The sequence below is a fragment of the Pararhizobium sp. O133 genome (assembly GCF_051669845.1).
Taxonomy (GTDB): domain Bacteria; phylum Pseudomonadota; class Alphaproteobacteria; order Rhizobiales; family Rhizobiaceae; genus Pararhizobium.
Genome location: NZ_CP196426.1, coordinates 3,287,069 through 3,309,078, shown reverse-complemented (window position 1 = coordinate 3,309,078; position 22,010 = coordinate 3,287,069). Strand labels below are relative to the sequence as shown.

The window sequence follows — 22,010 nt, the reverse complement described above, 5'->3', positions numbered from 1 at the left end:
TTGCCTTTTTAGAACGTGCTGTTGCGTCAGCAACCGAGCGCCCATGCCAAGGAGCCAAAACCATGGAGATCAAAGCTTGCGGGTCTCGCCCGTCGGTTCGCCCGCCCGCCGATTATTTCACCGGCACCGTTCGTCTGGATACCCTCTTCGATGCCCCGGATCCGGCCCGCATCCGCAGTGCTTCCGTCACGTTCGAGCCGGGCGCGCGGACGGCTTGGCATACTCATCCGTTGGGACAGACCTTGATCGTCACCGCCGGTAGCGGGCTGGCGCAGAGCTGGGGCGGGCCGATTCGCGAAATCCGCGCCGGCGATGTCGTCTGGTTTCCGCCGGGCGAAAAGCATTGGCACGGTGCGATGCCAACCACCGCCATGACCCATATCGCCATCCAGGAAGCGCTCGACGGAAAAGCGGTCGATTGGCTGGAGCAGGTGACGGACGGGCAGTATCAGGGACAGTAGGCGTATCGGAAAACGTGGCGGCGATGTTCCCCGTTGCAATAGGCGGGGCAAGACCGCTATCTGGTGACATCGGATTTGCCGGTCCCGACGGCTTCGGGACTGCTGCTTAGAGGTTTGGCTGATGTACAATTTTCATGTGGGACAGAAGGTCGTCTGCATCGATGACAAGTTCAAGCATGTCTCGATCGATCAGGGCATCCGCAAGGGCCAGATCTACACGATCCGCTGGGTCGGTCCCTACAAGCATTATATCGACGGCGAGTTCATCGGCGTGAAGCTTGCGGAAATTCACCGTGGAAATGATGACGGCCCGGAAGGTTATGGCGCAGCCGACATGCCCTATCGCGCCACGCGCTTTCGGCCGCTGCTGAAAGACCGGCTATCGGCTCTGAAAAACCTGCTGGTGCCGACACCGAAGGGCGAGAAGCCCTATATGCCCGAGTCGCCGGAAGAGCCGAAGCGCAAGGCGCCGGTTCGCGAAAAGGAAGACGTCTGAGGAAACGCCAGATGCGGGACAGCGCGTCCGCGCGATCGCTACTCACTTCGGGTCGATGATCTGCTCGCGTCGAACCAGCCTCAGGGTCCGGTCGGGTTCGATGATGTAGGTTTCCTCGGCGGGGCGGCCATACTCATCGTTCAGCCGATGATGAAAGGTGCTGCCGACCGGCGCCTTGGTCAGCTTGGTCTTCGGCTGGCCCTTGTAGGTGATGCTGCCCGGAATGGCTTCGATCTCGGGTATGGAACAGGCGGACAGACCGAAGGCGAAGCTTATGGCCAAAAGTGCAAATCTCATCTGAGGTCCCCTGTTTCGGCCGCTGAGCGGGCGCGCGATTTTGCTGGCATCACATGGCGATGTGGCGGCCGAATGGCAAGAGGGTGAGGCAACTGTCAACACGACTCTCGAAATGCACGCGGCAGACTATTGCGAATTTCGCTGTTTCAACGGCCCGACCGACTGGCGCACGATCATTTCGCATTCCAGTTTCATCTTGTGGCTTTCGTGGCGCGCGCGCGGTGCCGCGATGATTTCAGCCAGCTTTTCGACGGCGTAGCGGGCCATGTCGGCATGCGGAAGCTGCATGGTCGTCAGTGGCGGCAGCATGTCGCCGGAATAGGATTCGTTGTCGAAACCGATAACAGACAGGTCCTGCGGAATTTTCAGGCCTGCTTCCTTTGCCGCTTCGTAAACCCCCATGGCAATGCGATCGCAGAAACAGCAGATCGCCGTCGGAGGGTCTTCCAGCGCCTGGAGACGCTTGAAGGCGGCGTAGCCGCCTTGGATCGTCCAACGTCCCCTGATGACGAGATGGTTGTCAACTGGAATGTCGCGCATGGTCAGCGCCCGCCGGTAACCCTTGAGACGATCGCGCGAAGCCTCGACGGTATCTTCGCCGCCGATATAAGCGATGCGCGTGTGACCGGCTTCGATTAGTGACAGCGTCGCGTTCATGACTGCCGACAAATCTCCCGGCACGACGCTGGGCAAGGGTTTATCGACGGCATAACAGTTTAAGAGCACGGTGGGCCGATCGCCGAGCAGCGGCGGCGGGGTTACCTGCTGTGTGATCAATCGCGCGTAGATCACGCCGGCGACCGATAATGTCGCAAGGCTTTCCAGTGCGGACTGTTCCGCTTCCTCGTCCGCCGCCGTGGGCATCACCGACAGAAGGTAACCGAGCTCATTCGCCGCTTCCGCCGCACCGTCAATCAGGCCGGCGACATGCGGAGAGCTCGTCACCTCGTTGATGATCATGGCGAGAAGCGGCCGCCGGTCGATATGGCGTGCCGGCGTGCTGTAACCCATTTTCGCCGCGGCATTCACAACAGCCTCGCGTGTGGCCGCCGATATGCGTGTCCCCGGCGCATTGTTGAGCACAAGCGACACTGTTGCCTGTGAGACGCCGCAGGCAGTGGCGATGTCGGACATGGTCGGCTTCTTGAACACGCGAACCCCTCGGAAGACTGATTTTCGATTAGCACGAAGTTTTGCGAACGCAAAAGCCCCGATCAGGGCTTGCGTGCTAATAATTTTAGTTATAACAAGTAATATATAACTAATCACTTTGGGAGGAGTGCATGGCAGGGGTATCGCTCGCAGGAGTGTCCAAGAACTATGGTGCCGTGAATGTCATTCGTGACGTGTCGCTCACCATCAATGACGGCGAGTTTGTCGTCTTCGTCGGGCCGTCCGGCTGCGGCAAGTCCACGCTGTTGCGGATGATCGCGGGCTTCGAAGGCATTACCGGCGGCGACGTGCTGATCGGCGTCAGCCGGGTCAACGAAATGGCCGCCCGCGACCGCGGCGTCGCCATGGTCTTCCAGAACTACGCGCTCTACCCGCACATGACTGCGCGCGAAAACATGGCTTTCGGCCTGAAGAATATCGGTACGCCCAAGGCCGAAATCACCGCGCGGATCGACAAGGCCGCTGCGATCCTGCAGCTGGAACCCTATCTCGACCGAAAGCCGCGTGCTCTGTCCGGCGGCCAGCGCCAGCGCGTCGCCATCGGCCGCGCCATCATGCGTGAGCCCGATGTCTTCCTGTTCGACGAGCCGCTCTCCAATCTCGACGCGGCGCTGCGCGTTTCGATGCGCACCGAGATCGCCAAGCTGCATCACCGGCTCGGCGCCACCATGATCTATGTAACCCACGACCAGACGGAGGCCATGACCATGGCCGACCGGATCGTCGTGCTCAGGGCAGGGCAGATCGAGCAGGTCGGAGCGCCGATCGAGCTTTACGAGCGCCCGGTCAACGCGTTCGTCGCGGGCTTCTTGGGTGCGCCGCGCATCAACCTGATCCCGGCGACGGTAGCGACCGTCGATGGCGAGGTAGTTGAGTTGGTCTGCCCGGGTGACGCAAGGATGACCGCGAAAGTGCGGACCGGTTCCGCAAAAGCTGGCGACAAGGTGACCCTCGGCCTAAGACCTGAAATCCTGTCGCCGGCCGACGAGGGCGCGCTGAGCGGCACCGTCGATGTTGTCGAACAACTGGGCTCCATGCAACTGGTCTACGCCACGCTCGCCGATGGAACATCCATTGTCTCGGAACTGCGCGGTGGCACGGCGCCTGCGATCGGATCGGTCGGCCGCTTTGCGATCGGCAACGGCACGCGCCATGTCTTCAACGCGGAAAAGCTGTCGATCACCCTGCATTCGGGAGGCGGGGCATGAGCGTCAATAGCCTGATCGCCGCCCGCAGGCGCGACGCGCTTGCCGCTTATCTCTTCCTCGCCCCCTTCGGCATCGTTTACCTGACCTTTCTCGGCTATCCCTTCTTCAAGGGACTGTGGATCAGTCTGCATGACTGGGAACTTGCCGGCAGTTACCGGGAATATATCGGCTTCTTGAACTACGAGGATCTCTGGACCGACACGATCTTCTGGAAGGCAGTCGGCAATACGCTGACCTTCGTGGCCATGACCGTGCCGACCATGACGGCCTTGGCTCTGGTCCTGGCGCTTGCGGTCTTCGGGCAGGGGCGGCTGAAAGGCGTGCTGCGGTCCGTCTTCTTCATGTCGAGCGTGTTTTCAGTGTCGGTGGTCACGTTGATCTGGTCGATGGTGCTATCGGCCGACAATGGCCTGCTGGTTCCGTTCTTCAATTTCATCGGCGTGAAACCGATCAATTTCCTCGGTCATCCGACGCTCGCCATGCCGTCGATCGCGCTCACCACCCTCTGGTGGGGTGTCGGCCTGCCGATGGCGCTGTTTCTGGCGGCGCTCAGCCAAATCCCGGGTGAACTCTATGAGGCGGCGGAGCTCGATCATGCCGGCCGGTTCACGGTGCTGCGGCGCATCACGCTACCCTCGATCCGCCACACGGTGCTTCTGGTGCTGGTGCTGCAGATTGTCGGCCAGTTCCAGATTTTTGGGCAGGCACACCTGATGACGCAGGGCGGGCCGGCCAACCGGACGCGCACGCTGGTCCAGTACATCTATGAAACGAGCTTCCGGGACTGGCAGGTCGGCTACGCCACGGCCATGTCTTTCGGCCTCTTCATCCTGATGCTCGGCTTCACCATGCTGCAACTCTGGCTCGGCCGGAAGGGAGAGGAGTGATGGTAAGCGCCCGCACAAGCGGCCTGCGCCGCGTCACCGACCTCCTGATCCTCGGGGCAACCGTCGCCTTCGCGATCCTCTGGCTTCTGCCCGTCATCTGGGTGGTTGCCATGTCGCTGAAGCCGAATGCCGAGCTGATGCGCTCGACGGCGGGTTTCCTGCCGGTGCCGTTCACGCTCGACAATTATATCGGTTTGTTGAAGCTTGATACCGTGCCGCGCTGGCTGATGCACAGCCTGATCGTCTCGATGACGATGACCTGCCTCGTGCTCGTCGTTTCGTCCATGGCCGGCTACGCGTTTGCCCGGCTGGAGTTTCCCTTCAAGAAAACGATGTTTGTGCTGATGGTCGCCGGCCTGATGGTGCCCGAGCAGGCGGTGTTCATTCCGCTGCACACGATGGTGTCCGGCTGGGGGCTGCACAACACGCATTTCGCGCTGGTCATGCCACGCGTGGCAGTGCCGATCGGCGTGTTCCTGATGATGCAGTTCTTCCGCAGCGTTCCGAAGGAACTGGAGGAAGCCGCTGCCATCGACCATGCCTCGCGGCTGACGATCTTCCTGAAGATCATGCTGCCGCTGTCGGTTCCGGCGCTGACGACGCTCGGCCTCTTCACCTTCATCTTCGCATGGAACGACTTTCTCTGGCCGCTGGTCTCGGCCACCAAGGCCGACATGTACACGGTTACGGTGGGGCTTGCCTCGATCCAGAGCAATTTCGCCTTCTCCGAAGGGTTGGGCGCGGTCATGGCATCGGCGGTCTTTGCCAGCCTGCCCATCGTTCTTCTCTTCCTGATCTTCCAGCGCTTCATCGTGGCGGGTGTCGCCATGAGCGCCGGCAAGTAGACGACGCCCCGGGCGCAAGCCGGGACGGCATGAGAATACCCGCATCGACAAGGAGGATATGATGCACAAGACGAAAACGTTGCAACGCCTGGCGCTCGCCACGGCCCTGATGACCACGCTCTGGGGAGGCTCCGCCCACGCCGTCGATATCTCGTTCTTCCGCTTCTTCGGTGACTGCAAGACCGAATTCGGCGATGTGGCGGACATGGCCAAGGCCAATGGTGAGTGCGGCATCATCACGGCGCTGACCAACAAGTTCAATGCCGAAAACACGATCGGCGCCAAGGTCGTCACCCAGACGGTCGATTGGGGCGCTTACTACGACCTGCTGACCGCGACCTATTCCACCGGCAATATCCCCGACGTCGCCGTCATGCACGCCTCGGTCATGCCGAATTTCTCCGATCGTGATCTCCTGACGCCGCTGACCAAGCCGCTTGCCGATATCAGCGTCAAGACCGACGATTTCGTGCCTGCCGCGCTGAAGAACGCATCGGCGAAGGATGAAGTCTACGCACTTCCCTACGACCTCCACGCCTTGCTGTTCCATGTCAACATGGACCTGATGAAGAAGGCCGGCCTCGTCAACGCCGATGGCTCGCTCATCCTGCCGAAGTCGCCGGAAGAACTGCTCGAACAGGGCAAGAAGTTCAAGGAAACGACCGGAAAATATTACATCGGCTCGGAATCGCAGAGCTCCGAAGGTATGATGGTTCGCGTCTTCGACACGTTGACCTGGCAGCAGGGCGTCGACGTTCTCGCCGCCGATGGCAAGACCGCCAGCATCAGCACGCCGGAAGGCCTGAACGCCGCCAAGCTGATCTCGTCGATCTATTCGGAAGGCCTTGCCAATTCGGCGCTCGATTATCCCGGCTCCGAGCAAGCCTTCCTCAACGGCGAAACCGGCATCCTGATCAACGGCACCTGGGGTGTCGACAATTACGATACCCAAGCCAAGAGCGGCAAGGTGGCGCTCAAGGACTACCGCGTCGCCAACGTGCCGCAGATCTATGCGAAGCCCGCTGTCTGGGCCGACAGCCATATGTGGGTGATCCCGAAGGATGACGGTCGTACTGCCGAAAAGACCGAGGCTGCACTCGCCTTCCTGAAGTTCCTCAACGACAACAATTTCCAGTGGTCGCGAACCGGTCACCTGTCGGTTCGCCAGTCGGTCCTGAATTCGGAAGAGTTCAAGGCTCTGCCGCACCGCGCGGAATTTGCCGATACGACCAAGAACGCCACCGCGCTGCCGCAGATCCAGAACCAGCGCGCCGTCTATAACGCGATGACCACCGATCTCAACGCCATGTGGCTGACCGGCACCGATCCGCAGACCGCTGTCGATGCCATGCAGGCCGGCGTCGAGCGCATCCTGCGTCGTAATCGCTAAGACCTCCACCCAGCCCCTCGGGGCTGGCCTCCCACCGGGATACGCGCTTTGCGCGCGTATCCCGGACCCTGGAATATTGCCCAATTTATCCATACGAACCGATCCAAGGACGATCCGATGAATGCGCATTCCCGCACGTCAGCCACATCCAGCACGCCGCTTCGTGCGCTGCACTCTCTCGATGGCCTCTGGCAGTTCCGTCACGAAAGCGATGGCGAATGGCGCGAAGCAAAAGTGCCGGCACACTGGCAATCCTGCTTCGAGGATCTGGCCGTCAGCTTCGGATCCGCGACCTATCGCCGGACTTTCGCGCTGCCGACCGGCTGGAGTGACTGGGAAATCGCCATCTGCTTCGGCGCGGTCAGCGATCTCGCCATCGTTTCGATCAATGGCACGGAGATCGGCCGTCACGAGGGCGGTTATCTTCCTTTCGAATTCGTCATTCCCGCTGGTCTGCTGAAGGCCGACAACACGGTCGAGGTCGTGGCCATCCTGCCGGATGCGCATCGCAATGAGCACGGCACCGATTTCGCCGAAATCCCGCACGGCAAGCAAAGCTGGTACGGCCCGCAAGGCGGCATCTGGCAATCTGTGAGGCTTGAGGCGCGCGATCCAAGGCACATCGTCTCCCTGCGCCTCGACCCGATCTGGCCCGAGGGTCGGCTGGAAATCAAGGCCGGCTTCGCGACAGATGTCACCGGCGTGCTGCGAATCGATATTACCGATCAGGACAATGCATCCGTCTTTTCCGGCACGGTGCCGGTCGATGGCACTGCCCTCGATCATTCAATCCAGCTCGATGCCGTCCAGCCCTGGTCCCCGGACAGCCCGAACCTCTACACGATCCGCACGACACTGGTCGCCGATGGCCGGGAGATCGACGGGCGGCAGGAGGCTTTCGGGTTCCGCCGCTTCGAGGCAAAGGATGGCTTCCTGCATCTCAATGGCGCGCCGCTCTATCTGCGCGCCGCGCTCGACCAGGATTATTATCCCGACGGTTTTGGCGCGCCGCCTTCGCTCGATCTGCTCGAAGACCAGTTGCGCAAGGGCAAGGCCATGGGCCTCAACTGCCTTCGTATCCATATCAAGGTGCCGGACCCACGCTACTATGAGGTGGCAGATCGTCTGGGCATGCTGATCTGGACCGAAATCCCCAATATCGAGACCTTCACGCCGGCTTCCGCCCAGCGGCTGCGCACGACGATGGAAGGCATTCTCGCCCGCGACCGCAATCATCCCTCGATCGTCATCTGGACGCTGATCAACGAGGACTGGGGCACCCGGTTGCGCGAATCGGCCGAGCAGCGCCAGTGGATTTCCGACATGGTCGACTGGCTGCGCGCGGAAGACCCGTTGCGTCTCGTCGTCGACAACTCCGCCTGCTTCCCCAATGTTCACGTCAAGACCGATATCAACGACTATCACTTCTACCGCACGGCGGTGGATCGGCGCGAGGAGTGGGACACGCTCTGCCGGGAATTCGCCGGAAATGCGGACTGGACCTTCTCGACCGAAAAGGAAGCCGTCCGCACCCGCAAGGAACCGCTGATTCTCTCCGAATTCGGCGTCTGGGGCCTGCCAGATCCGTCCCGCCTGCGCGACGAGACAGGCCGCGACCCATGGTGGATGCCCTATGGCGCGACCTGGGCCGATGGCACGGCGCTGCCGCAGGGCATCGAGGCGCGTTTCGGTGAGCTCGGCCTCGGTCAGGTCTTCGGCACGGTCGGCCAATTCATCGAGCAGGTGCAGTGGTACCAGTACATGAATCTCAAATATGAACTCGAGGTCATCCGCAGCCACGCCCCGATCGGTGGGTACGTTATCACCGAGTTCACCGACGTGCATTGGGAAGGCAACGGCCTGATGGACATGGCGCGCAACCCGCGCCCCTTCGCGCAGGCGCTGCCGGCGGTCAATTCCGATATCGTGATCGCACCGGGCGCTTCTCGTCATGCGGTCCATGGCGGCGACGAGGTTATGTTCGATATCAAAGTCTCGACCGGCGGCGAGACGCTACCCGAAGGCAGCCGGCTAATCTGGGAGTTCGGCGCGGATAAGGGTGAGGTCGCGCTGCCGTCTGTCACGCCGATGCAGGTTCATGACACTAGGATTGCTCCGGTCGCTGGACCTGCCTCGGCGTCCGAAGTCCGCAAAGCGAGCTTCAGCCTCGTCGCGCCGGATGGCACGGTGCTGTCGCGCAATTCGGAGAACATCGCCGTCTATGGCAAGCGCGATGCCCTGGCGCCGATCCGCTTCGCCTCCGACGATGACAGCCTTTCCGAACGGCTGACGGCGCTCGGCCATGTCAGCGTCTCGCGCGGCGAGGCCGATGTGTTCGTGACCCATGATCTCGATGCCGAGCGCGTCGAGGCGATCCATTCGGGCGAACGCATCCTGCAGATTGTCGCCAAGGAGCCGGGCCGCCTGCGCGACGATCTGGCCCCGCGCGATGGTCCGATGTCGATCGAGATCGACCCTGGAGACGGCGGCATGGTTTCAGGCCCCTATTTCAGCTTTCCCGGCTACAATCTGGTCAACCGCCACAAGTCGATCTGGCGCGGCGATTGGGTCGGCAATTTCTCCTGGCTGAGGCGCGATGGCGTGTTCGCCCATGTGCCCGGCGGTCCGCTGTTCGACCTGTCCTTCACCGATGTCGTGCCGTTGCAGGTGATGAGCGGTTTCCGACCATGGGAATTCCAGGGGCGCGTCCATGCCGGCGTCGTCATCGGCTGGGTCCACAAGCCCGCCGCCTTCATCATCGAAAAGCGGCTTGGCCGCGGCAAGCTGGTGGCGACGACCTTCCGGCTGAACCAGCAGGCGCCCGACGCTGATCCGCTGGCAACAGCCCTCTACGACGGTTTGCTGGCGCTGGCAAAGCGCCAGTGAGCTGATCTGCGTGGATCCGTTCTTCCCATTGGAAACCGGCTATAGAGCGGCACCATCCGCCCGATAGCCGCATCCTTGCCTCAGGGCTTGTGAAAAAAATGAATTCTACTTGAAAGCAATCGAACGGCAGCGTCCCGCACCGTACCTTGCTCGAAATACGACAGAATACAGACATCAAGGCTGAAGGCAGGATAACTGGGAAAAAAGGAAAATGGTGGGCGATGACGGACTCGAACCGCCGACATCCTCGGTGTAAACGAGGCGCTCTACCAACTGAGCTAATCGCCCTTCGCGAAGCAGAAGCAATGTCCGCCGCGTCGGTGGCCGTGATCTATGCGTATCGGTGAAAAACCGCAAGAGCGGAAACTCAGATTTTTCTGATTTTTTTGCAAAGCCTCGGCAGCTTCGGTGGTAGCGCGGGAAATCGAATGTGGAAAAGCCGGCGCGTTGGCAATGTCGGCGATCGGTCAGCGTCTATTGAAAAGCCGACTGCAGGGAAGGCGTCGCCGGTCCACGCTAAGGACTTTTCCTTCTGTTCTTCAGGCCTGTGGAAACAATTCACCGACTGTCACGGTTTTGTCTGCAAACCTGCTTGACACCCAAAGGTGAACCTCGTAGTTAGCCGCTCATCGAAACGGCCAGCCCGGTTCGAGCGGATGTTCAGGCATCCGGATCACTTGAAATGAAATGCGCGGGTGTAGCTCAGTTGGTTAGAGTGCCGGCCTGTCACGCCGGAGGTCGCGGGTTCGAGCCCCGTCACTCGCGCCATTTCAAGAACAGCAATTTGCTTGGATCCGGGGCTTCTGTCCGAAATGCGCGGGTGTAGCTCAGTCGGTTAGAGTGCCGGCCTGTCACGCCGGAGGTCGCGGGTTCGAGCCCCGTCACTCGCGCCATTTTCTTCTCCTGGAAAATGTCTCCAATATGACCGTGTCTGTCCGGTCGCATTATGCCGTCCGTGCGGCTTCCGCCTCTGCGATTCTGACGTAGCCCGACCGTAGCCCTCGCTGGAACGGCGGACGATTCTTCGAGGCAATATGGTCAGGCGTGCAAGACCTTTTCGAGGCGATAGGTGGATTGGTCGTCCCCGAGTTCGCAGCTTCCGGTTTCCTCCACCTGCCGGCAGACGAAAGCGATACGGGCCTCGTCGGCGCCGAGCGCGAAAATCAGCGATTCGCGCAGGTCGATTGCCGTCATGAATTGCGGTTCGCTATCGCTATCCCCTAACCGCAAGGCTGAGATCCGGACCATAATCGGCATGAACGTGATTCCCTTGGAATCGCTGTTCATCTCGTCATGGAAAATATCTCGTGTGGCCGCAGGCCGCAGTGGCGAGGGGGCGGTGTGGCGATGGTGAGCAATTCTCTTCATGGCACCCGTACTTCGTTTCGCTTCGTTCGATTGCGGCCTGTGCGACGACGGTTTGCTGGACATGGACTCACCCGTCATCGCGGACATCCTGTCACTCTTGTGTGTCGGCGACGCGTCAAGCCATCAGGTGCGGGTTGGTTGCGGCTTGACGTAGATGTGCGCTTCGATCGCGGCGGCGATCAGGTCCTGCCGAACGAGTTCCGGCGGCTGTTTTCCCCGAAAGGAATCAAGGCAGGTCATGACTGCGAGCTTGTAGCTCGGCCCGCGCTTTTTCGGCCATTTGTTGAGGAGCAGATCTGCCGCCTGCAGCGAACTCGACACGGTGATGACGTCCTGACGATCGTTCAGTTCGAACAAGACACTCTCATGCCAGGCAATGTCATCCATGAGTTCGCCCTCTATTAGGATCACATTGCATAAGCAAGCTTGCGCCACGGTTGCGCGCTGTGAGCCATGCAAATTGCGGATGCTGGCCATGCAGTGGCGTGGTATCTCGAGGTGGGCGATGATGGCCTGAAACGCTCGTTCGCTTCGCGCGTTTCAATCGATTTTAGAAGGCGCGACCATATGTCCTCAGGCGTGGCGGCCAACCGCTTGCGCAAGGCAGTATCAGCCTTTGCGCCGGTTTCCCGCAATTTGCGCCCGGGTGCGGGAGATGCTAGATTTTGCCCGGTCTTCATTCCTGTCATACATGGGGGTGAAAACGGTTCTGAAGACTTGCACAGCGGCGCCGCCTGCGCTAACCACGGTGGCGTTGCAACATATTTTTCGGCCTGTGAGCCTTGTTTTCTGCGCTTCTCCAGCGCGCCTCGCAGGCAGGGACGGATACAATGACAGACCTTCTCGGCTCCTACATCCCGATCGCGATTTTCATCGGTATTTCGCTGGTTATCGGCCTGGCGCTCTTGATCGCGCCGTTCGCCGTCGCCTACAAGGCGCCCGATGACGAAAAGCTCTCGGCTTACGAATGCGGCTTCAACGCCTTCGACGATGCCCGCATGAAGTTCGACATCCGATTCTATCTCGTGTCGATTCTCTTCATCATCTTCGACCTCGAAGTGGCGTTCCTGTTCCCCTGGGCCGTTTCGTTCAAGGAAATGGGCTGGTTCGGTTTCTGGTCGATGATGGCATTCCTCGGCGTGCTGACCATCGGCTTCATCTATGAATGGAAGAAGGGAGCGCTCGAATGGGAGTAGCAACCAATATGCCCGTCGTATCCCAGGCGCCGAAGGGGATCATCGATCCCTCGACCGGCAAGCCGATCGGCAGCAACGACAAATTCTTCGGCGAGATCAACAATGAGCTCGCCGACAAGGGTTTCCTGGTCACCTCGACCGACGAGCTGATCAACTGGGCACGCACCGGCTCGCTGATGTGGATGACCTTTGGTCTTGCCTGCTGCGCCGTCGAGATGATGCAGATGTCGATGCCGCGCTACGATGCCGAGCGTTTCGGTTTCGCGCCGCGCGCCTCACCGCGCCAGTCCGACGTGATGATCGTCGCGGGCACGCTGACCAACAAGATGGCGCCCGCTCTGCGCAAGGTCTATGACCAGATGCCCGAGCCGCGTTATGTCATTTCGATGGGCTCCTGCGCCAATGGCGGTGGCTACTATCACTATTCCTATTCGGTGGTGCGCGGCTGCGACCGCGTCGTGCCGGTCGATATCTATGTGCCGGGCTGTCCTCCCACGGCAGAAGCACTGCTTTACGGCGTGCTCCTGCTGCAGAAGAAAATCCGCCGCACCGGCACGATCGAACGGTAAGGGCAGGGGACCTGAGCAATGAGTGAAGCCCTGAACGACCTTTCAACCTACCTGCGCGAAACACGCGGTGCGCTGATCACCGATTCTGCCGTCAATTTCGGCGAGCTGACGCTGACCGCGACCGCCGACACCGTGATTGAGCTCCTGGCGTTCCTGCGTGACGATGCCCGCTGTGGCTTCGTCAATTTCGTCGATATCTGCGGCGTGGACTGGCCCAAGCGCGCCGAGCGTTTCGACGTCGTTTACCACCTTCTGTCGCCGAAGCAGAACCTGCGCATCCGTGTCAAGGTGGCAACGGGCGAAGATCAGCCGATCCCGTCGGCCTGTGCCGTCTATCCGGGCGCCGACTGGTTCGAGCGTGAAGCCTACGACATGTACGGCATCCTCTTCACCGGCCATCCGGATCTGCGCCGCATCCTGACCGACTACGGTTTCGAGGGTTATCCGCTGCGCAAGGACTTCCCGACGACCGGTTTCGTCGAGGTCCGTTATGACGACGAAGCCAAGCGGGTCGTCTACGAACCGGTGGAGCTGAAGCAGGAATTCCGAAACTTTGACTTCATGTCGCCCTGGGAAGGAACGGAATACGTTCTTCCCGGTGATGAAAAGGCGAAACAGTGAGTGGCGAGTAGTCGTTAGTGATTAGAAAGGTCTTCGGTGACGATCGGGAAAATCAGTTCCTACCGTGATTTGAAGGTCTGGCAATTGGCGATCGATATATCGGTTGCCTGTTACGAAGTGACGAAAACCCTTCCAAGGGAAGAGACGTATGGACTGACGAGCCAGATCAGGCGTGCATGCGCATCGGTCGCGGCGAACATTGCTGAAGGCTATGGACGAGAGAACAGAGGTTCGTTCGTCCAATTTCTAAGGATTGCGCAGGGCTCGTTGAAGGAATTAGAGACGCATTTGATCATCGCAGGAAGAGTCGGCCTGATACAGCCTGCTATTTTGAGCGAATTATTGGATCAGTGCGATGAGAATGGAAAAATGCTGGGCGCTCTTATCCGGACTGTCCAGCGTAAGAAAGTCGATGAGCAGGTTCGCGGATGATGACTAATCACTACTCACTGGTCACTAATCACCGCAAGCGCGGAGCGCGTAGCAAATGAACGAACATAACGTCCGGAATTTCAATATCAATTTCGGCCCGCAGCATCCGGCGGCGCACGGGGTTCTCCGTCTCGTCCTCGAACTCGACGGTGAAATCGTCGAGCGCGTCGATCCGCATATCGGCCTGCTGCATCGCGGTACCGAAAAGCTGATCGAAACCAAGACCTATCTGCAGGCCGTGCCCTATTTCGACCGGCTCGATTATGTCGCGCCGATGAACCAGGAGCATGCCTATGCGCTGGCGGTCGAAAAGCTGACGAAGACGGAAGTCCCGATCCGCGGCCAGTTGATCCGCGTTCTCTATTCGGAGATCGGCCGTATCCTGTCGCATCTTTTGAACGTCACGACGCAGGCCATGGACGTCGGTGCGCTGACGCCGCCGCTCTGGGGTTTTGAAGAACGCGAAAAACTGATGGTGTTTTATGAGCGTGCTTCGGGATCGCGCATGCACGCGGCCTATTTCCGGCCCGGCGGCGTGCATCAGGATCTGCCGCAAGAACTGGTGGAAGACATCGGCAAATGGATCGACCCCTTCCTGAAGACCGTCGATGATATCGACGAGCTCCTGACGGAAAACCGGATCTTCAAGCAGCGCAATGTCGATATCGGCGTGGTGACGCTGGACGAGGCTTGGGCCTGGGGCTTTTCGGGCGTCATGGTGCGTGGATCGGGTGCGGCCTGGGATCTGCGCAAGTCGCAGCCTTACGAATGTTACGCCGACATGGATTTCGACATTCCGATCGGCAAGAACGGCGACTGCTACGATCGCTATCTGATCCGCATGATCGAGATGCGTGAATCGGCCAGGATTATGCGCCAGTGCGTTAATCGCCTGCTGGGCGATGCCAAGATCGGACCGATTTCGTCGCTGGACGGCAAGATCGTGCCGCCGAAGCGGGGCGAGATGAAACGCTCGATGGAAGCGCTGATCCATCACTTCAAGCTCTACACCGAGGGCTATCACGTGCCGGAAGGCGAAGTGTACGCCGCGGTCGAAGCCCCCAAGGGCGAGTTTGGCGTCTATCTCGTTTCCGACGGCACCAACAAGCCGTATCGCTGCAAGATCCGCGCCCCGGGTTATGCGCATCTGCAGGCCATGGACTATATCTGTCGCGGCCACCAGTTGGCGGACGTGTCCGCCATTCTCGGCTCGCTCGATATCGTGTTCGGCGAGGTAGACCGTTGATGCGCGCGGCCGCCTTCGGATTGTTGGGATTGCTGGCGATCTGCGGACCGGCCTTGGCGCAGGATGCCGAGCAGAAGTCCGGCGATCCGAATGTTGCGGGCGGTTCGTCCGGCGGCAGCCTGGGACAGTTGCTGTCCCGGGGTTATGAAATCAAGGCTGCAGTGCAAAATGGCACGCGCTACATCGTATTTTTGCAAAAAGACCAGTCGGCCTATGCCTGCGAATTCGTCTCTCTGACGAAATCGCGGTGTGGTTCGATTAACTGATAAGGTGCCGGAAGAATGTCCGTTCGTCGACTAGCCGATGAAAATGTCCAGCCAGCGGCCTTTGCCTTCAACAAGGACAATGCCGTCTGGGCCAAGGCCACGATCAAGAAGTATCCGAAGGGCCGCGAGCAATCGGCGGTCATTCCGCTGTTGATGCGGGCGCAGGAACAGGATGGCTGGGTTACCAAGGCGGCGATCGAATCCGTCGCCGACATGCTGTCCATGCCCTATATCCGCGTTCTGGAAGTGGCGACGTTCTACACCCAGTTCCAGCTGAAGCCGGTCGGGACGCGTGCCCATGTCCAGGTGTGCGGCACGACGCCCTGCATGCTGCGTGGCTCGGAAGACCTGATCAGCCTTTGCAAGAAGCGCATCCATCCCAACCCGCTGACGCCGAACGAAGCCGGCACCCTGTCGTGGGAAGAGGTGGAATGTCAGGGGACCTGCGTCAACGCGCCGATGGTGATGATCTTCAAGGATACCTATGAAGACCTGACGGTTCCGCAGTTGGAATACATCATCGACCGTTTCGATGCAGGCAGGGGTTCAGACGTCAAGCCGGGTCCGCAGATCGACCGCATCTTCTCCGCCCCCGTCGGTGGCCTGACCACGCTTTTGACGCCGGAAAAGAAGCCGGCTGCGCCGCGCGCGAAGAAGATCAGCGATGATGCCGCCGTCAGCGTGCCACCCTCGAATGCCGGCCGCGCCAAGACGGACGCTCCGGAAACCGATCCGACCTTGAAGACGCCGGTAACGGCAAAGTCCGAATCCGCCGCCAACGACAAGGTCGCCGGTGAAACCAGGGCTGAAGGCGGCAATGCCGCGAAGGCAGAGGCCGTTGCAGCAACGCCTGCTGCCCTCATGAGCAAGCCGGCCGCCACCCTAAAGCCCTCGCTCGAGGACAAGAATCGTCCTGCCGGCATCGAAAAGCCGGCCGCTCCGGATGACCTCAAGTTGATTTCAGGCGTCGGTCCGAAGATCGAAGGCATTCTGCACGAACTCGGCATCTTTACTTATGCGCAGGTCGCAGGTTGGAAGACGAGCGAACGCGCATGGGTCGATGGCTATTTGAATTTCAAGGGCCGCATCGAACGCGACGACTGGGTCAAGCAGGCCGAAGCGTTGGCGAGAGGCGGCGAAGCCGAATACATCAAAGTCTTCGGCAAGAAGCCGCGATAGGGTTAGGATATGACGGAAGTATCCAATGAGCTGATCTACGAAGTCCTGAAAGCGATGCAGGGACGGCTGACGAACATCGAATACAAACTTGGCGAGGTCGATAACCGCCTTGCCTCGATGTCGGCTCAGATCAGGGGACTTTCGACGGAAGTGAATGCTGCGCACGGCGATATATCCAATATCTACCAGTCGCTCGGACGGATGGACAAGCGGCTGACCCGCATCGAGAAACGTCTCGACATTATTGAAGAACCGGCGGAATAGACCATGCTCGACGACAAAGACCGCATCTTTACCAATCTCTACGGCATTCACGACAAGTCGCTGAAGGGCGTGCTGAGTCGTGGCCATTGGGATGGCACCAAGCAGATCCTCGAAAAAGGCCGTGACTGGATCATCAACGAGATGAAGGCCTCAGGCCTGCGCGGACGTGGCGGCGCCGGCTTCCCGACCGGCCTCAAATGGTCCTTCATGCCGAAGGAAAGCGACGGACGCCCGCATTACCTCGTCGTCAACGCCGACGAATCCGAGCCCGGTACCTGCAAGGACCGCGACATCATGCGTCACGATCCGCATACGCTCATCGAAGGCTGCCTGATCGCGAGCTTTGCGATGGGCGCGCATGTGGCCTATATCTATGTTCGCGGCGAATATATCCGCGAGCGCGAGGCGCTGCAGGCGGCGATCGATGAATGTTATGATGCCGGTCTGCTCGGCGTGAACAACAAGCACGGCTGGGACATGGACATCTACGTCCATCACGGCGCCGGCGCCTATATCTGTGGTGAAGAGACGGCGCTGCTCGAAAGCCTGGAAGGCAAGAAGGGCCAGCCGCGCCTGAAGCCGCCTTTCCCTGCCAACATGGGCCTCTACGGCTGCCCGACGACGGTCAACAACGTCGAATCGATCGCGGTCGCGCCAACCATCCTGCGCCGTGGCGCCGGCTGGTTCTCGGCCATCGGCCGCCCGAACAATGTCGGCACTAAGCTGTTCATGGTCTCCGGCCACGTCAATCGCCCCGCCACGTTCGAAGACGCGATGGGAACGCCGTTCCGCGAGATGATCGAGCGCCATTGCGGCGGCATCCGCGGCGGCTGGGACAATCTGCTCGCGGTCATTCCGGGCGGCTCCTCCTGCCCGGTGGTCAAGGCGGAGCACATCATCGATGCGCCGATGGATTTCGACGGAATGCGCGACGTCAAGTCGTCATTCGGCACCGCCGCCATCATCGTCATGGACCGCTCGACCGATATCATCAAGGCCATCTGGCGTCTCGCTGCATTCTACAAACACGAGAGCTGCGGCCAATGCACGCCATGTCGCGAAGGCACCGGCTGGATGATGCGTGTCATGGAACGCATGGTTCAGGGCCGCGCCCAGAAGCGCGAGATTGACATGCTCTTCGATGTGACCAAACAGGTCGAAGGCCACACGATCTGCGCGCTCGGCGATGCGGCCGCATGGCCGATCCAGGGTCTGATCCGCAACTTCCGTCCGGAGATGGAGGCGCGGATCGACGAATACACCCGCAATTCCACCTCGCACGGCGCGGTGCTGCAGGCGGCGGAGTAGGGATCAAGATGGCCAAGCCCGATCACGGAACGGACAAGGACAAAGAGGCAGGATCTGCCGGTCCCGGTTTCGTCTCCGGGATCGGCAGCAGCGACGATCCGTTCGGCATGGCCGAGTGGTTGAAGGATATGCCGAAGGTGCCGCTGCATCCGCTGATGCAGCACCCGGCGGCAGCGATGGCGGCAGCCACTGCAATCGGTATCGGCATGACCAGCCATGTGGCCGGCTTCATGCTGGGGGCAATGCAGGGCTTGGCGGAAACGGCGCAGAAGGCTGCGGCGGCTGAAACGGAAAAGCAAGTGCCCGTGGAAATGCCAGTGCGTAAGCCCGAGCAGGAAGCCAAGCTTGCGGCAAAGGTCGAAAGGCCGAAGCGCCAGAAGGCGGCAGCCCGGATGGTCGAGACGAAGGCCGACGACCTGAAGAAAATTTCGGGCATCGGCCCGAAGTTGGAGCAGGTTCTGAACGGCATGGGCGTGCGGCGTTACGCGGATGTCGCGCTGTGGACCGATAAGGATGTGCAGCGGTTCGATGAGCAGCTGGGTTTTTCCGGGCGTATCGCGCGGGACGGCTGGGTCGAGCAGGCAAAGGTCCTGATGAAGGGCTGAGAATGAGAATTTCGGGCGATGCCAGACTGGTGTCGTTCAAAGATTGGCGTGCCTAATAATATCTGTTCGCCGCTGACGCTGGCGAACGAAAGACAGGATTGAGACTACGATGGCAAAGCTGAAAGTCGACGGAAAAGAGATCGAGGTTCCGGATCATTTCACGCTGCTTCAAGCGTGCGAGGAAGCCGGCGCCGAGGTTCCGCGCTTCTGTTTCCATGAACGGCTGTCGGTTGCCGGCAACTGCCGCATGTGTCTGATCGAGGTGAAGGGAGGGCCGCCGAAGCCGGCTGCCTCCTGCGCCATGGGCGTACGTGACCTGCGTCCCGGCCCGAATGGCGAAGCGCCGGAAGTCTTCACGACCACGCCGATGGTCAAGAAGGCCCGCGAAGGCGTCATGGAATTCCTGCTCATCAACCATCCGCTGGACTGCCCGATCTGCGACCAGGGCGGCGAATGCGACTTGCAGGACCAGGCTATGGCCTTCGGTGTCGACTCGACCCGCTACAACGAGAACAAGCGCGCCGTCGAAGACAAGTATATCGGCCCGCTGGTCAAGACCGTGATGAACCGCTGCATTCACTGCACGCGTTGCGTCCGCTTCACCACCGAAGTCGCCGGCATTGCCGAACTCGGCCTGATCGGTCGCGGCGAAGACGCCGAGATCACCACCTATCTCGAGCAGGCCATGACCTCGGAGCTCCAGGGCAATGTCGTCGATCTCTGCCCCGTCGGTGCGCTGACCTCCAAGCCCTATGCCTTCAACGCCCGTCCGTGGGAACTCGGCAAGACTGAATCGATCGACGTCATGGACGCCGTCGGCTCGGCCATCCGTGTCGATACCCGTGGCCGCGAAGTCATGCGCGTCATGCCGCGCGTCAACGAAGAGATCAACGAAGAGTGGATTTCCGACAAGACTCGTTTCATCTGGGATGGCCTGAAGACGCAGCGTCTCGATCGCCCCTATGTCAAGAAAGACGGCCGCCTGCAGCCGGCCAGCTGGAATGAGGCATTCGGCGCCATTAAGACAGCCGTTTCCAAGACCAGCGGTGACCGCATCGGTGCGATTGCCGGCGACCTCGCGTCCGTCGAGGAAATGTATGCGCTCAAGGAACTGATCTCGTCACTCGGCTCGAAGAACATCGATTGCCGCCAGGATGGCGCGGCACTCGATCCGTCGCTCGGCCGATCGAGCTACCTGTTCAACCCGACGATCCAGGGTATCGAAAGTGCCGACGCACTTCTGATCATCGGCTCGAACCCGCGTTTCGAAGCCTCGGTCCTCAACGCCCGTATCCGCAAGCGCTTCCGCATGGCCAACTTCCCGATCGCGGTGATCGGAGAGCAGGCCGAGCTGCGCTATTCCTATGAATATCTCGGCGCCGGCACCGACTCGCTGGCCGAACTGGTTGCCGGCAAGGGCAAGTTCCTGAGTGTATTGAAGAAGGCCGAACGTCCGATGATCATCATCGGTCAGGGCGCGATCTCCGGCGGCAATGGTGCTTCGGTTCTGGCTGCGGCTGCAAAGCTCGCCGGCGCTGTCGGTGCTGTCACGGCCGATTGGAACGGCTTTGCCGTCCTGCATAACGCCGCCTCGCGTGTCGGTGGCCTCGATCTCGGTTTCGTGCCGGGTGAGGGGAGCAAGACAGCTGCCGAGATGCTGACCGGAACGGACGTTCTGTTCCTGCTCGGCGCCGATGAAATGGATTTTTCTGGCAAAACCGCCGGCTTCACCGTCTATATCGGTTCGCACGGTGATGAAGGTGCTCACGGCGCCGACGTCATTCTGCCGGCTGCGACCTACACGGAAAAGTCCGGCACCTGGGTCAACACCGAAGGCCGCGTCCAGATGGGCAATCGCGCCGGTTTCGCGCCGGGCGACGCGCGCGAGGACTGGGCGATCATTCGTGCCCTGTCCGACGTGCTCGGAAAGAAGCTGCCGTTTGATTCGCTTGGTGAATTGCGCGGCAAACTCTATACGGCGCACCCGCATTTCGCCGATGTCGACATGATTGCCCCGGGCGCAAGCGGTGAAATTGCCGCACTCGCACAAAAAGCCGGTGAGATGGCAAAATCGGTGTTTGCGTCTCCGGTGAAAGACTTCTATTTGACGAACCCGATAGCACGCGCATCCGCCGTCATGGCCGAATGTTCGGCTTTGGCACGCAACAATTTCAAAGCTGCGGCGGAATGAGCGCGAAGGAATAAGACGACAATGGACGCTTTCATTTCGACCTATGTCTGGCCAACGGCCATCATGATTGGCCAGTCGCTGCTGCTTCTGGTCGCGCTGCTGGTTTTCATCGCCTACATCCTGCTCGCCGACCGCAAGGTCTGGGCGGCGGTGCAATTGCGCCGTGGACCGAATGTGGTAGGCCCATGGGGGCTTTTCCAGTCCTTCGCCGATCTTTTGAAGTTCGTCTTCAAGGAGCCAGTCATCCCGGCCGGCGCCAACAAAGGTCTGTTCCTGCTGGCGCCGCTGGTTTCGGTGACGCTGGCGCTGGCGGCCTGGGCCGTCGTGCCGCTCAACGAAAACTGGGTGATGGCCAATATCAATGTCGGCATTCTTTATGTTCTCGCCATATCTTCACTGGAAGTTTATGGCGTCATCATGGGCGGCTGGGCATCGAACTCGAAATATCCGTTCCTCTCGGCCCTTCGTTCGGCTGCCCAGATGGTGTCCTACGAAGTCTCGATCGGCTTCGTCATCGTCACCGTTCTGCTTTGCGTCGGCTCGCTGAACCTGACCGACATCGTCAATTCGCAGCGTGATGGCCTCGGAACGATGATGGGCCTGCCGGGCTCGTTCCTCGACTGGTACTGGCTACCGCTGTTCCCGATGTTCATCGTGTTCTTCATTTCGGCACTGGCCGAGACCAACCGTCCGCCTTTCGACCTCGTCGAAGCGGAGTCGGAACTGGTCGCCGGCTTCATGGTCGAATACGGCTCGACGCCCTACATGATGTTCATGCTCGGCGAATATGCGGCCATCTGCCTGATGTGTGCGCTGACGACGATCCTGTTCCTCGGCGGCTGGCTGCCTCCGGTCGACGTCTGGTTCCTGAACTGGGTCCCGGGCATCATCTGGTTCGTGCTCAAGGCATCGATGGTGTTCTTCATGTTCGCCATGGTGAAGGCCTTCGTGCCGCGCTATCGCTACGACCAACTGATGCGTCTCGGCTGGAAGGTCTTCCTTCCGCTGTCGCTCGCCATGGTCTTCATTGTTGCAATTACGCTGAAACTGGTGGTGTGGGCCTGATGTTCGCACACCGTTTCGCAACGTTCGCCGGCGTCTCCCAGGCCGGCATGTTTGGAG

Annotated in this window: 23 protein-coding genes and 3 tRNA genes; 21 read left to right on the top strand and 5 right to left on the bottom strand. The window is 60.3% G+C overall.

All coding sequences use genetic code 11. The annotated features are described in order from the left end of the window. Window positions 1–62: 62 nt before the first annotated feature. Both ACST81_RS15885 and ACST81_RS15880 read left to right on the top strand, forming a co-directional pair. Complete coding sequence (locus ACST81_RS15885) at window positions 63–461, top strand: (R)-mandelonitrile lyase (protein ID WP_438749113.1); 399 nt, start codon at window positions 63–65, stop codon at window positions 459–461. A 118-nt stretch (window positions 462–579) separates the two neighbouring features. Continuing rightward, the gene (locus ACST81_RS15880) at window positions 580–957 is read left to right on the top strand and encodes a CAP-Gly domain protein (protein ID WP_438753606.1); all 378 of its coding nucleotides are present in this window, start codon (window positions 580–582) and stop codon (window positions 955–957) included. Window positions 958–999: 42 nt separating this feature from the next. Here ACST81_RS15880 and ACST81_RS15875 read toward each other — a convergent pair whose 3' ends face one another. Further along, on the bottom strand, window positions 1,000–1,254 hold the full coding sequence (locus ACST81_RS15875) for a hypothetical protein (RefSeq protein ID WP_438749111.1): 255 nt from the start codon (window positions 1,252–1,254) through the stop codon (window positions 1,000–1,002). A 126-nt stretch (window positions 1,255–1,380) separates the two neighbouring features. Further along, window positions 1,381–2,406, bottom strand: a complete 1,026-nt coding sequence (locus ACST81_RS15870; RefSeq protein ID WP_438749109.1) for a LacI family DNA-binding transcriptional regulator — start codon at window positions 2,404–2,406, stop codon at window positions 1,381–1,383. A 131-nt stretch (window positions 2,407–2,537) separates the two neighbouring features. On the opposite strand from ACST81_RS15870, the gene ACST81_RS15865 reads away from it, so the two are divergent. The 5 genes from ACST81_RS15865 (at window position 2,538) to ACST81_RS15845 (ending at window position 9,643) form a co-directional block, all read left to right on the top strand. Then, window positions 2,538–3,635 carry an ABC transporter ATP-binding protein gene (locus tag ACST81_RS15865; RefSeq protein WP_438749107.1) on the top strand — a complete coding sequence of 366 codons (1,098 nt, stop codon included), beginning with the start codon at window positions 2,538–2,540 and terminating at the stop codon, window positions 3,633–3,635. Continuing rightward, window positions 3,632–4,522, top strand: a complete 891-nt coding sequence (locus ACST81_RS15860; RefSeq protein WP_438749105.1) for a carbohydrate ABC transporter permease — start codon at window positions 3,632–3,634, stop codon at window positions 4,520–4,522. Before ACST81_RS15865 ends, ACST81_RS15860 begins: the two co-directional genes overlap by 4 nt. Next, window positions 4,522–5,367, top strand: a complete 846-nt coding sequence (locus ACST81_RS15855) for a carbohydrate ABC transporter permease (RefSeq protein WP_438749103.1) — start codon at window positions 4,522–4,524, stop codon at window positions 5,365–5,367. Before ACST81_RS15860 ends, ACST81_RS15855 begins: the two co-directional genes overlap by 1 nt. A 61-nt stretch (window positions 5,368–5,428) precedes the next feature. Next, window positions 5,429–6,757 carry an extracellular solute-binding protein gene (locus ACST81_RS15850; protein WP_438749102.1) on the top strand — a complete coding sequence of 443 codons (1,329 nt, stop codon included), beginning with the start codon at window positions 5,429–5,431 and terminating at the stop codon, window positions 6,755–6,757. 117 nt (window positions 6,758–6,874) lie between these two features. Further along, window positions 6,875–9,643 (top strand): glycoside hydrolase family 2 protein, encoded by a 2,769-nt coding sequence (locus ACST81_RS15845; protein WP_438749100.1) that lies wholly within the window; start codon window positions 6,875–6,877, stop codon window positions 9,641–9,643. Window positions 9,644–9,855: 212 nt separating this feature from the next. Here the strand turns inward: ACST81_RS15845 and ACST81_RS15840 are convergent. Then, a tRNA-Val gene (locus ACST81_RS15840) sits at window positions 9,856–9,931 on the bottom strand. Window positions 9,932–10,334: 403 nt separating this feature from the next. On the opposite strand from ACST81_RS15840, the gene ACST81_RS15835 reads away from it, so the two are divergent. Continuing rightward, window positions 10,335–10,411: transfer RNA gene (locus tag ACST81_RS15835), tRNA-Asp, on the top strand. A 48-nt stretch (window positions 10,412–10,459) separates the two neighbouring features. Further along, window positions 10,460–10,536, top strand: a tRNA-Asp gene (locus ACST81_RS15830). 145 nt (window positions 10,537–10,681) lie between these two features. On the opposite strand, the gene ACST81_RS15825 is transcribed toward ACST81_RS15830, so the two are convergent. Both ACST81_RS15825 and ACST81_RS15820 read right to left on the bottom strand, forming a co-directional pair. After that, complete coding sequence (locus ACST81_RS15825; RefSeq protein ID WP_438749098.1) at window positions 10,682–11,098, bottom strand: hypothetical protein; 417 nt, start codon at window positions 11,096–11,098, stop codon at window positions 10,682–10,684. A 36-nt stretch (window positions 11,099–11,134) separates the two neighbouring features. Further along, the gene (locus ACST81_RS15820) at window positions 11,135–11,398 is read right to left on the bottom strand and encodes a DUF982 domain-containing protein (RefSeq protein WP_438749096.1); all 264 of its coding nucleotides are present in this window, start codon (window positions 11,396–11,398) and stop codon (window positions 11,135–11,137) included. 443 nt (window positions 11,399–11,841) lie between these two features. On the opposite strand from ACST81_RS15820, the gene ACST81_RS15815 reads away from it, so the two are divergent. From ACST81_RS15815 to nuoH, 12 genes are all read left to right on the top strand, one after another. After that, a complete protein-coding gene (locus ACST81_RS15815; RefSeq protein ID WP_056331826.1) occupies window positions 11,842–12,207 on the top strand; it encodes an NADH-quinone oxidoreductase subunit A in 366 nt (121 codons plus the stop codon). Continuing rightward, on the top strand, window positions 12,198–12,776 hold the full coding sequence (locus tag ACST81_RS15810) for a NuoB/complex I 20 kDa subunit family protein (protein WP_438749094.1): 579 nt from the start codon (window positions 12,198–12,200) through the stop codon (window positions 12,774–12,776). The genes ACST81_RS15815 and ACST81_RS15810 overlap by 10 nt, the downstream gene beginning before the upstream one ends. Before the next feature lie 18 nt (window positions 12,777–12,794). Next, window positions 12,795–13,397 (top strand): NADH-quinone oxidoreductase subunit C, encoded by a 603-nt coding sequence (locus ACST81_RS15805; RefSeq protein ID WP_438749093.1) that lies wholly within the window; start codon window positions 12,795–12,797, stop codon window positions 13,395–13,397. A 42-nt stretch (window positions 13,398–13,439) separates the two neighbouring features. Then, the gene (locus tag ACST81_RS15800) at window positions 13,440–13,829 is read left to right on the top strand and encodes a four helix bundle protein (RefSeq protein WP_438753605.1); all 390 of its coding nucleotides are present in this window, start codon (window positions 13,440–13,442) and stop codon (window positions 13,827–13,829) included. Between the two features lie 55 nt (window positions 13,830–13,884). Then, on the top strand, window positions 13,885–15,075 hold the full coding sequence (locus ACST81_RS15795) for an NADH-quinone oxidoreductase subunit D (protein ID WP_438749091.1): 1,191 nt from the start codon (window positions 13,885–13,887) through the stop codon (window positions 15,073–15,075). Beyond that, on the top strand, window positions 15,075–15,341 hold the full coding sequence (locus ACST81_RS15790) for a hypothetical protein (RefSeq protein WP_438749090.1): 267 nt from the start codon (window positions 15,075–15,077) through the stop codon (window positions 15,339–15,341). Before ACST81_RS15795 ends, ACST81_RS15790 begins: the two co-directional genes overlap by 1 nt. A gap of 15 nt (window positions 15,342–15,356) precedes the next feature. Next, window positions 15,357–16,520, top strand: coding sequence for an NADH-quinone oxidoreductase subunit E (locus ACST81_RS15785; protein WP_438749089.1), 1,164 nt, complete (start codon window positions 15,357–15,359; stop codon window positions 16,518–16,520). A gap of 9 nt (window positions 16,521–16,529) precedes the next feature. Then, complete coding sequence (locus tag ACST81_RS15780) at window positions 16,530–16,784, top strand: hypothetical protein (RefSeq protein ID WP_438749088.1); 255 nt, start codon at window positions 16,530–16,532, stop codon at window positions 16,782–16,784. A gap of 3 nt (window positions 16,785–16,787) precedes the next feature. Continuing rightward, complete coding sequence (gene nuoF / locus ACST81_RS15775; RefSeq protein ID WP_438749087.1) at window positions 16,788–18,092, top strand: NADH-quinone oxidoreductase subunit NuoF; 1,305 nt, start codon at window positions 16,788–16,790, stop codon at window positions 18,090–18,092. 8 nt (window positions 18,093–18,100) lie between these two features. After that, entirely contained in the window at window positions 18,101–18,697 is a 597-nt protein-coding gene (locus tag ACST81_RS15770; RefSeq protein ID WP_438749086.1) for an NADH:ubiquinone oxidoreductase, read from the top strand. A gap of 109 nt (window positions 18,698–18,806) precedes the next feature. Beyond that, entirely contained in the window at window positions 18,807–20,888 is a 2,082-nt protein-coding gene (gene nuoG / locus ACST81_RS15765; protein WP_438749084.1) for an NADH-quinone oxidoreductase subunit NuoG, read from the top strand. Window positions 20,889–20,909: 21 nt separating this feature from the next. Next, the gene (nuoH, locus tag ACST81_RS15760) at window positions 20,910–21,953 is read left to right on the top strand and encodes an NADH-quinone oxidoreductase subunit NuoH (protein ID WP_438749082.1); all 1,044 of its coding nucleotides are present in this window, start codon (window positions 20,910–20,912) and stop codon (window positions 21,951–21,953) included. Window positions 21,954–22,010 lie beyond the last annotated feature (57 nt).

Excerpts from the sequence above, each read along its gene's own strand:
- ACST81_RS15885 (WP_438749113.1), top strand. The coding sequence starts at position 63 with ATGGAGATCAAAGCTTGCGGGTCTCGCCCGTCGGTTCGCCCGCCCGCC.
- ACST81_RS15875 (WP_438749111.1), bottom strand. The coding sequence starts at position 1,254 with ATGAGATTTGCACTTTTGGCCATAAGCTTCGCCTTCGGTCTGTCCGCC.
- ACST81_RS15865 (WP_438749107.1), top strand. The coding sequence starts at position 2,538 with ATGGCAGGGGTATCGCTCGCAGGAGTGTCCAAGAACTATGGTGCCGTG.
- ACST81_RS15860 (WP_438749105.1), top strand. The coding sequence starts at position 3,632 with ATGAGCGTCAATAGCCTGATCGCCGCCCGCAGGCGCGACGCGCTTGCC.
- ACST81_RS15855 (WP_438749103.1), top strand. The coding sequence starts at position 4,522 with ATGGTAAGCGCCCGCACAAGCGGCCTGCGCCGCGTCACCGACCTCCTG.
- ACST81_RS15850 (WP_438749102.1), top strand. The coding sequence starts at position 5,429 with ATGCACAAGACGAAAACGTTGCAACGCCTGGCGCTCGCCACGGCCCTG.
- ACST81_RS15845 (WP_438749100.1), top strand. The coding sequence starts at position 6,875 with ATGAATGCGCATTCCCGCACGTCAGCCACATCCAGCACGCCGCTTCGT.
- ACST81_RS15825 (WP_438749098.1), bottom strand. The coding sequence starts at position 11,098 with ATGTCCGCGATGACGGGTGAGTCCATGTCCAGCAAACCGTCGTCGCAC.
- ACST81_RS15820 (WP_438749096.1), bottom strand. The coding sequence starts at position 11,398 with ATGGATGACATTGCCTGGCATGAGAGTGTCTTGTTCGAACTGAACGAT.
- ACST81_RS15815 (WP_056331826.1), top strand. The coding sequence starts at position 11,842 with ATGACAGACCTTCTCGGCTCCTACATCCCGATCGCGATTTTCATCGGT.
- ACST81_RS15810 (WP_438749094.1), top strand. The coding sequence starts at position 12,198 with ATGGGAGTAGCAACCAATATGCCCGTCGTATCCCAGGCGCCGAAGGGG.
- ACST81_RS15805 (WP_438749093.1), top strand. The coding sequence starts at position 12,795 with ATGAGTGAAGCCCTGAACGACCTTTCAACCTACCTGCGCGAAACACGC.
- ACST81_RS15795 (WP_438749091.1), top strand. The coding sequence starts at position 13,885 with ATGAACGAACATAACGTCCGGAATTTCAATATCAATTTCGGCCCGCAG.
- ACST81_RS15790 (WP_438749090.1), top strand. The coding sequence starts at position 15,075 with ATGCGCGCGGCCGCCTTCGGATTGTTGGGATTGCTGGCGATCTGCGGA.
- ACST81_RS15785 (WP_438749089.1), top strand. The coding sequence starts at position 15,357 with ATGTCCGTTCGTCGACTAGCCGATGAAAATGTCCAGCCAGCGGCCTTT.
- ACST81_RS15780 (WP_438749088.1), top strand. The coding sequence starts at position 16,530 with ATGACGGAAGTATCCAATGAGCTGATCTACGAAGTCCTGAAAGCGATG.
- nuoF (WP_438749087.1), top strand. The coding sequence starts at position 16,788 with ATGCTCGACGACAAAGACCGCATCTTTACCAATCTCTACGGCATTCAC.
- ACST81_RS15770 (WP_438749086.1), top strand. The coding sequence starts at position 18,101 with ATGGCCAAGCCCGATCACGGAACGGACAAGGACAAAGAGGCAGGATCT.
- nuoG (WP_438749084.1), top strand. The coding sequence starts at position 18,807 with ATGGCAAAGCTGAAAGTCGACGGAAAAGAGATCGAGGTTCCGGATCAT.
- nuoH (WP_438749082.1), top strand. The coding sequence starts at position 20,910 with ATGGACGCTTTCATTTCGACCTATGTCTGGCCAACGGCCATCATGATT.